General features: G+C 66.0%; 6 protein-coding genes. 4 read left to right on the plus strand and 2 right to left on the minus strand.

Features of this window, described 5'->3' with window-relative positions; genetic code table 11:
• The first annotated feature begins 34 nt into the window (after positions 1-34).
• The 4 genes from JMF90_RS21275 (at position 35) to JMF90_RS21290 (ending at position 4,907) form a co-directional block, all read left to right on the plus strand.
• A complete protein-coding gene (locus JMF90_RS21275; RefSeq protein ID WP_011545365.1) occupies positions 35-547 on the plus strand; it encodes a fimbrial protein in 513 nt (170 codons plus the stop codon).
• Between the two features lie 121 nt (positions 548-668).
• Positions 669-3,122, plus strand: coding sequence for a fimbria/pilus outer membrane usher protein (locus JMF90_RS21280; protein WP_201316927.1), 2,454 nt, complete (start codon positions 669-671; stop codon positions 3,120-3,122).
• 16 nt (positions 3,123-3,138) lie between these two features.
• Positions 3,139-3,885: a molecular chaperone gene (locus tag JMF90_RS21285; RefSeq protein WP_054927817.1), complete on the plus strand. Its 747-nt coding sequence runs from the start codon at positions 3,139-3,141 to the stop codon at positions 3,883-3,885.
• Complete coding sequence (locus JMF90_RS21290) at positions 3,882-4,907, plus strand: fimbrial protein (RefSeq protein ID WP_027812955.1); 1,026 nt, start codon at positions 3,882-3,884, stop codon at positions 4,905-4,907. The genes JMF90_RS21285 and JMF90_RS21290 overlap by 4 nt, the downstream gene beginning before the upstream one ends.
• A 223-nt stretch (positions 4,908-5,130) precedes the next feature.
• Here the strand turns inward: JMF90_RS21290 and JMF90_RS21295 are convergent, their stop codons facing one another.
• Positions 5,131-5,268 (minus strand): HHHH-motif protein, encoded by a 138-nt coding sequence (locus JMF90_RS21295; RefSeq protein WP_011545368.1) that lies wholly within the window; start codon positions 5,266-5,268, stop codon positions 5,131-5,133.
• A 46-nt stretch (positions 5,269-5,314) separates the two neighbouring features.
• Positions 5,315-5,566 (minus strand): hypothetical protein, encoded by a 252-nt coding sequence (locus JMF90_RS21300; protein WP_054927802.1) that lies wholly within the window; start codon positions 5,564-5,566, stop codon positions 5,315-5,317.
• Positions 5,567-5,735 lie beyond the last annotated feature (169 nt).

A 5,735-nucleotide genomic window follows, 5' to 3' on the forward strand; every position in this document is an offset into this window, starting at 1 on the left:
GTCCATTCCAATCGCACTCCTTACGGGAAACGTCATGAAAAAATCCATCCTGTCCGCCGTCGCACTCGCGGCCCTGTCCACCTCGGCCTTCGCAGCGGGCACCGGCACGATCAACTTCACGGGCGAAATCGTCGCGGGCGCATGCGGCATCGACTCGAACTCGGTCAACCAGACCGTGCAGCTCGGCAAGGTGCCGACCAACAAGTTCAAGCAAGCCGGCGACAAGTCGGACCCGGTGTCGTTCGACATCAAGCTGACCGACTGCGACACCAGCATCGCGCAGAACGCGTACTTCACGTTCACGGGCACGTCGAGCGCCGGCCAGCCGAAGCTGCTCGCCACGATCGGTTCGGCCACCAACGTCGGCATCCGCCTGCAAGCCGCGTCGGGCGAATACCTCGACAACGGCGCCGAGCAGAAGGCCCCGACGCTGCTGCAGAACGGCACGAACACCGCGCGCTTCGCCGCGATGTACGAAGCGACGGCAGCCGGCGTGACGCCGGGTACCGCCGACGGCGTCGCGAACTTCACGGTCCGCTACCAGTAAGCGTCCGTACCGGAGGAGGGATGCGTGCATCCCTTCCTCCTGCCTCTTTCCTCCCGTTTCCTTCTCCCTGGACTCCCGGTAGCGCCGCGTGCGAATCAGACATTCCTTCCTTTGCGTCTCCGTGCTGGTCGTCGGCAGCCAGAGCCAGGCGACGGAATTCAATTCGTCGTTCCTCGACATCGACGGAACGAGCAACGTCGACCTGTCGCAGTTCTCGCAGCCGGACTTCACGTTGCCCGGCGAGTACATGCTCGACGTGCAGGTCAACGACCTGTTCTACGGGCTGCAAGCGATCGAGTTCATTGCGCTCGATGCATCGGGCGCGGGCAAGCCGTGCCTGCGGCCGGAACTCGTCGCCCAGTTCGGGCTGAAGCCGTCGCTCGCGAAGGACCTGCCGCGCTTCCAGGGCGGGCGGTGCGTCGATCTCGGCGCGATCGAGGGCGCGACCGTGCGTTACCTGAAAAGCGACGGGCGGCTCAAGATTACGATTCCGCAGGCCGCGCTCGAGTTCACCGATTCGACCTACCTGCCGCCGTCGCGGTGGTCCGAAGGCATTCCGGGCGCGATGCTCGACTATCGCGTGATCGCGAACACGAACCGCAACTTCGGGGCGGGCGGCGGGCAGACGAATTCGATCCAGGCCTACGGGACGATTGGCGCGAACTGGGATGCGTGGCGTTTTCGCGGCGACTACCAGGCGCAATCGAACGTGGGCAATACGGCGTACGCGGATCGCACGTTCCGCTTCAGCCGGCTTTATGCGTTTCGCGCGCTGCCGTCGATCCAGTCGACGGTGACGTTCGGCGACGACTACCTGACCTCCGACATCTTCGATACGTTCGCGCTGACGGGCGCGTCGATCCGCAGCGACGACCGCATGCTGCCGCCGTCGCTGCGCGGCTATGCGCCGCTGATCTCGGGCGTCGCGCGCACCAACGCGACCGTGACCGTGTCGCAGGCCGGCCGCGTGCTGTACGTGACGCGCGTGTCGCCGGGCGCGTTCGCGCTGCAGAACATCAACACGAGCGTGCAGGGCACGCTCGACGTGGCGGTCGAGGAAGAAGACGGCAGCGTGCAGCGCTTCCAGGTGACGACGGCCGCCGTGCCGTTCCTCGCGCGTACCGGCCAGTTGCGCTACAAGGCGGCGGTCGGCAAGCCGCGCCTGTTCGGTGGCGGCGGCATTACGCCCTTCTTCGGCTTCGGCGAAATCGCGTACGGCCTGCCGTTCGACATCACGGCCTATGGCGGCTTCATCGCCGCGTCGGGCTACACGTCGGTCGCACTCGGCGTCGGCCGCGATTTCGGCGCGTTCGGCGCGGTGTCGGCCGACGTGACGCACGCGCGGGCGAAGCTGTGGTGGAGCGGCGCGACGCGCAACGGCAACTCGTACCGCATCAACTATTCGAAGCACTTCGACGGGCTTGATGCCGACGTGCGCTTCTTCGGCTACCGCTTCTCCGAGCGCGAATATACGAACTTCGCGCAGTTCTCCGGCGACCCGACGTCATACGGCCTCGCCAACAGCAAGCAGCGCTATTCGGCGACGCTGTCGAAGCGCTTCGGCGACACGTCGACCTATTTCTCGTACGACCAGACGACCTACTGGGCGCGTTCGTCCGAGCAGCGGGTCGGCCTGACGCTCACGCGCGCGTTCTCGATCGGCACGCTGCGCAACCTGAACGTGAGCGTGTCGGCATTCCGCACGCAGAGCGCGGGCGCGAGCGGCAACCAGTTCTCGGTCACCGCGACGCTGCCGATCGGCGGCCGTCACACCGTCACGTCGAACCTGACGACGGGCAGCGGTAGCACCAGCGCGAACGCCGGCTACATCTACGACGATTCGGCCGGCCGTACCTACCAGGTCAACGCGGGCGCGACCGACGGCCGCGCGTCGGCGAACGCGAGCTTCCGCCAGCGCACGTCGGCGTACCAGCTCAACGCGCAGGCGTCGACGCTCGCCAATGCGTATGCGGCCGCGTCGCTCGAAGTCGACGGCTCGTTCGTCGCGACGCAGTACGGCGTGTCCGCGCACGCGAACGGCAATGCGGGCGATACACGGTTGCTGGTGTCGACCGACGGCGTGCCCGACGTGCCGCTGTCCGGCACGCTCACGCATACCGATTCGCGCGGCTACGCGGTGCTCGACGGTATCTCGCCGTACAACGTGTACGACGCGACCGTCAACGTCGAGAAGCTGCCGCTCGAAGTGCAGGTGACGAACCCGATCCAGCGCATGGTGCTGACCGACGGCGCGATCGGCTTCGTGAAGTTTTCCGCCGCGCGCGGCAGCAACCTGTACCTGACGCTGACCGATGCGGCCGGCAAGCCGCTGCCGTTCGGGGCGTCGGTGCAGGACGCGGCGAACGGCAAGGAACTCGGCATCGTCGGCGAGGGCGGTGCGGCGTTCCTGACTCAGGTTCAGCCGAAATCCACGCTGGCGGTGCGGGCGGGCGAACGGACGCTCTGCACGATCGACGCATTGCCGAACCAGCTTCAACTCGAAGGCACGTCGATCCCGGTGACGTGCCAGCCGCCCGGCGAGTCGCATGCAGCGGCCGCGCGGGGCGAACGATGATTTCACGGACCCAGCGATGAAGCATTCCTTTTCCCTTTCCCTCCCGCGGCGCGCGCTGTGTGCGTTCGCCACCGCCGGCGCGCTGCTTGCCGGCGCCGCCCATGCGGCGATCGTGCCCGATCGCACGCGCGTGATCTTCAACGAGGGCGAACAGGCCGCGATCGTGACGATCACCAACAAGAGCACGACGTATCCGTATCTCGTGCAGTCGTGGCTCGAAGATGCGAACGGCAACAAGATCACGTCGCCGCTGATGGTCGTGCCGCCGCTGCAGCGGGTCGAGGCGAACGAGCGCAACGTGCTGCGGATCGCGAAGCTGCCCGGTACGCAACTGCCGGCCGATCGCGAAACGGTGTTCTACCTGAACATCCGCGAAGTGCCGCCGAAGACCGACACGCCGAACACGCTGCAGATCGCGCTGCACACGCAGATGAAGCTGTTCTACCGGCCGAAGGCCGTGCAGCCCGCGCGCGACGAGGATTGGACGCTGCCGATGACGCTGCGGGTGGATGCGGCCGCGCACAAGCTGGTGTTCGACAATCCGACGCCTTACCACGTGACGGTGGTCGACGTGAGCGCGGGCGCGCAGAAGACGCCGGTGCCGATCGAGCCGGTCATGGTGAGCCCGATGAGCACGGCCGACGTGCCGTTCAAGGCCGCGACGCCGTCGACGCTGTTCGTCACGCATATCGACGACTACGGCGGCCAGGTGGCGGTCGAGTATGCGTGCGAGGCCGGTGCGTGCAAGAGCGTGAAGAAATGAGCGGGGTCGCGAGACAACGCGTGTCGCCGCTCGCGGCGTGGCTGCGCTGGGTCGTGCTCGCGGTGCTGATCGCGGCGGTGCAGCCCGCATGGGCGCTGCGCTGCCTGACCAACAGCGGCGCGACCTCGTTGACCGAGCCGATCGGCGGCGTGGCGTCGTATCCGACCGACGCGCCGGACGGCTATGTGATCTGGGTGTCGCCGGTACGCACGACGTCGGGGTATTGCTACAAGGATCTGGGTGATGCCGGCAGCCTGAAGGTCGTCGACAACATTTACTTCTACGCGAATCCGAATCGCACGGACCCGGCCGCATGGGGGCTCGAGATCGGCATCCGCTACAAGGGCGTCGATTATTTCGACAAGACCAGCAATCGCGGCGGCGGGGTGTTTACCGGATATTCGGTGCCGCCGTGCAGCAGGTACGACTTCGACCGCGGGCGTTGCCAGCGGACAAGCATCAGCATCGACTATCAGGTCGTCGTGCGCAAAAGAGGCAACTGGGTCCAGCCGCCGAGCGATATCTATACGGTGTTCCAGTTCGACGGCGAGTTCGGGCTGAATGCGTTCGGCACGAGCTTCCAGTACCGCCTGAGCGGCCTGCGCAACCTCAAGCCGACGCCGTGCTTCGTCGACGTGCTCGTGACGCCCGAACCGGGCATCGTCAATTTCGGGCAGGTGCAGGCGGTCGGCAACGGCTTCCTGCCGGCGGTGCCGCGCAAGCGCTTTTCGCTGTCGCTGACCAAGAAGTGCAACGTCGCGGTGCGGGTGGACGGGTACTTCGAAACGAGCTATCCGGTTCAGAACGGCTTGCTGGTTCCCGCGAAGGACAGCAATTTCGGTATCGGCATCGAGGACAGCCAGGGCAAGGCGATTCCGTTCAACGAACAGTTCAACCTCGCGCAATTCCCGTCCAACGTCATGAACCAGAGCGTATTGATGGACGCGGTGCTGAAGTCGTTCGGGCCGCCGAAGATCGGCCGGTTCGACGCGACGGCGACGATCCGGTTGTTCATCTATTGATATCGAGGGCGATGCCCGGGCCACATCCATCCGCGTGGCGCGCCATCCGGGGAACGGATGGCGCGGCGCGTTCGCGAAAGCAGGATTGGCTTCGACCAGCACCGGCCTGACGCTCGCGACGCCGTGCGCGTGAATCCCGATACGGCGGCACCCGCGCAATTCGAGCCGCCAAAACGAAAAAGCGCCGGCGTGCCGGCGCTTTCCCGCATCTGCCGCGCGATGCTCAACGCACCCAGTGGCACACCCGGTGATGGTGATGCTCGAAGTGACACACGCGGTGCGGATGCGCTTCGGCGATGGCCGGCACGAGCACGGCAGCGGCCACGGCGGCGGCGGTGAGGGTTTTCAGTAGCGTCTTCATGTCGAGGTCCTGTCGTTCAATGATGGATCAAGGGTGCGCAGCGGCATCACCACTGCGGCCGGGGTTCGTCGCGGCGGTCGTCCCGGTAGTCGTCCCGTCGATCGTCGCGGCGGTCGTCACGCGGGCCGGCATGCCGGGCTTCCCAGTCGCGGCGCTCCCAGTAGCGATTTCCGTCCCAGTAACGATCGCCATGCCAGCCGATCGTGACTTCGGCCGGGCCAGGGTAGGCGACGCAGCCGGTGAGCATCACGCTCGACAGTGCGCCCACCATGACGGCGGATAACACGATGGATTTCATGTTGTTCTCCCTTGGAAACGGCAAGTCGATCGTACGAGCCCCCGAAATTTCACGTGGTAAGAAGTTGCTACCGCCGATGACACGTGCAAGCCCGTCGTCGGCAGCGTGAAAGCCTGCGTCGGCGAAGTGAAGGCAGTCCGCGTGGCCCGGGCGCGTACGCGTCCACTCC

The organism is Burkholderia sp. E168m23, from assembly GCF_016586125.1.
Lineage (GTDB): Bacteria > Pseudomonadota > Gammaproteobacteria > Burkholderiales > Burkholderiaceae > Burkholderia > Burkholderia orbicola.

Excerpts from the sequence above, each read along its gene's own strand:
- JMF90_RS21290 (WP_027812955.1), top strand. The coding sequence starts at position 3,882 with ATGAGCGGGGTCGCGAGACAACGCGTGTCGCCGCTCGCGGCGTGGCTG.
- JMF90_RS21285 (WP_054927817.1), top strand. The coding sequence starts at position 3,139 with ATGAAGCATTCCTTTTCCCTTTCCCTCCCGCGGCGCGCGCTGTGTGCG.
- JMF90_RS21275 (WP_011545365.1), top strand. The coding sequence starts at position 35 with ATGAAAAAATCCATCCTGTCCGCCGTCGCACTCGCGGCCCTGTCCACC.
- JMF90_RS21300 (WP_054927802.1), bottom strand. The coding sequence starts at position 5,566 with ATGAAATCCATCGTGTTATCCGCCGTCATGGTGGGCGCACTGTCGAGC.
- JMF90_RS21295 (WP_011545368.1), bottom strand. The coding sequence starts at position 5,268 with ATGAAGACGCTACTGAAAACCCTCACCGCCGCCGCCGTGGCCGCTGCC.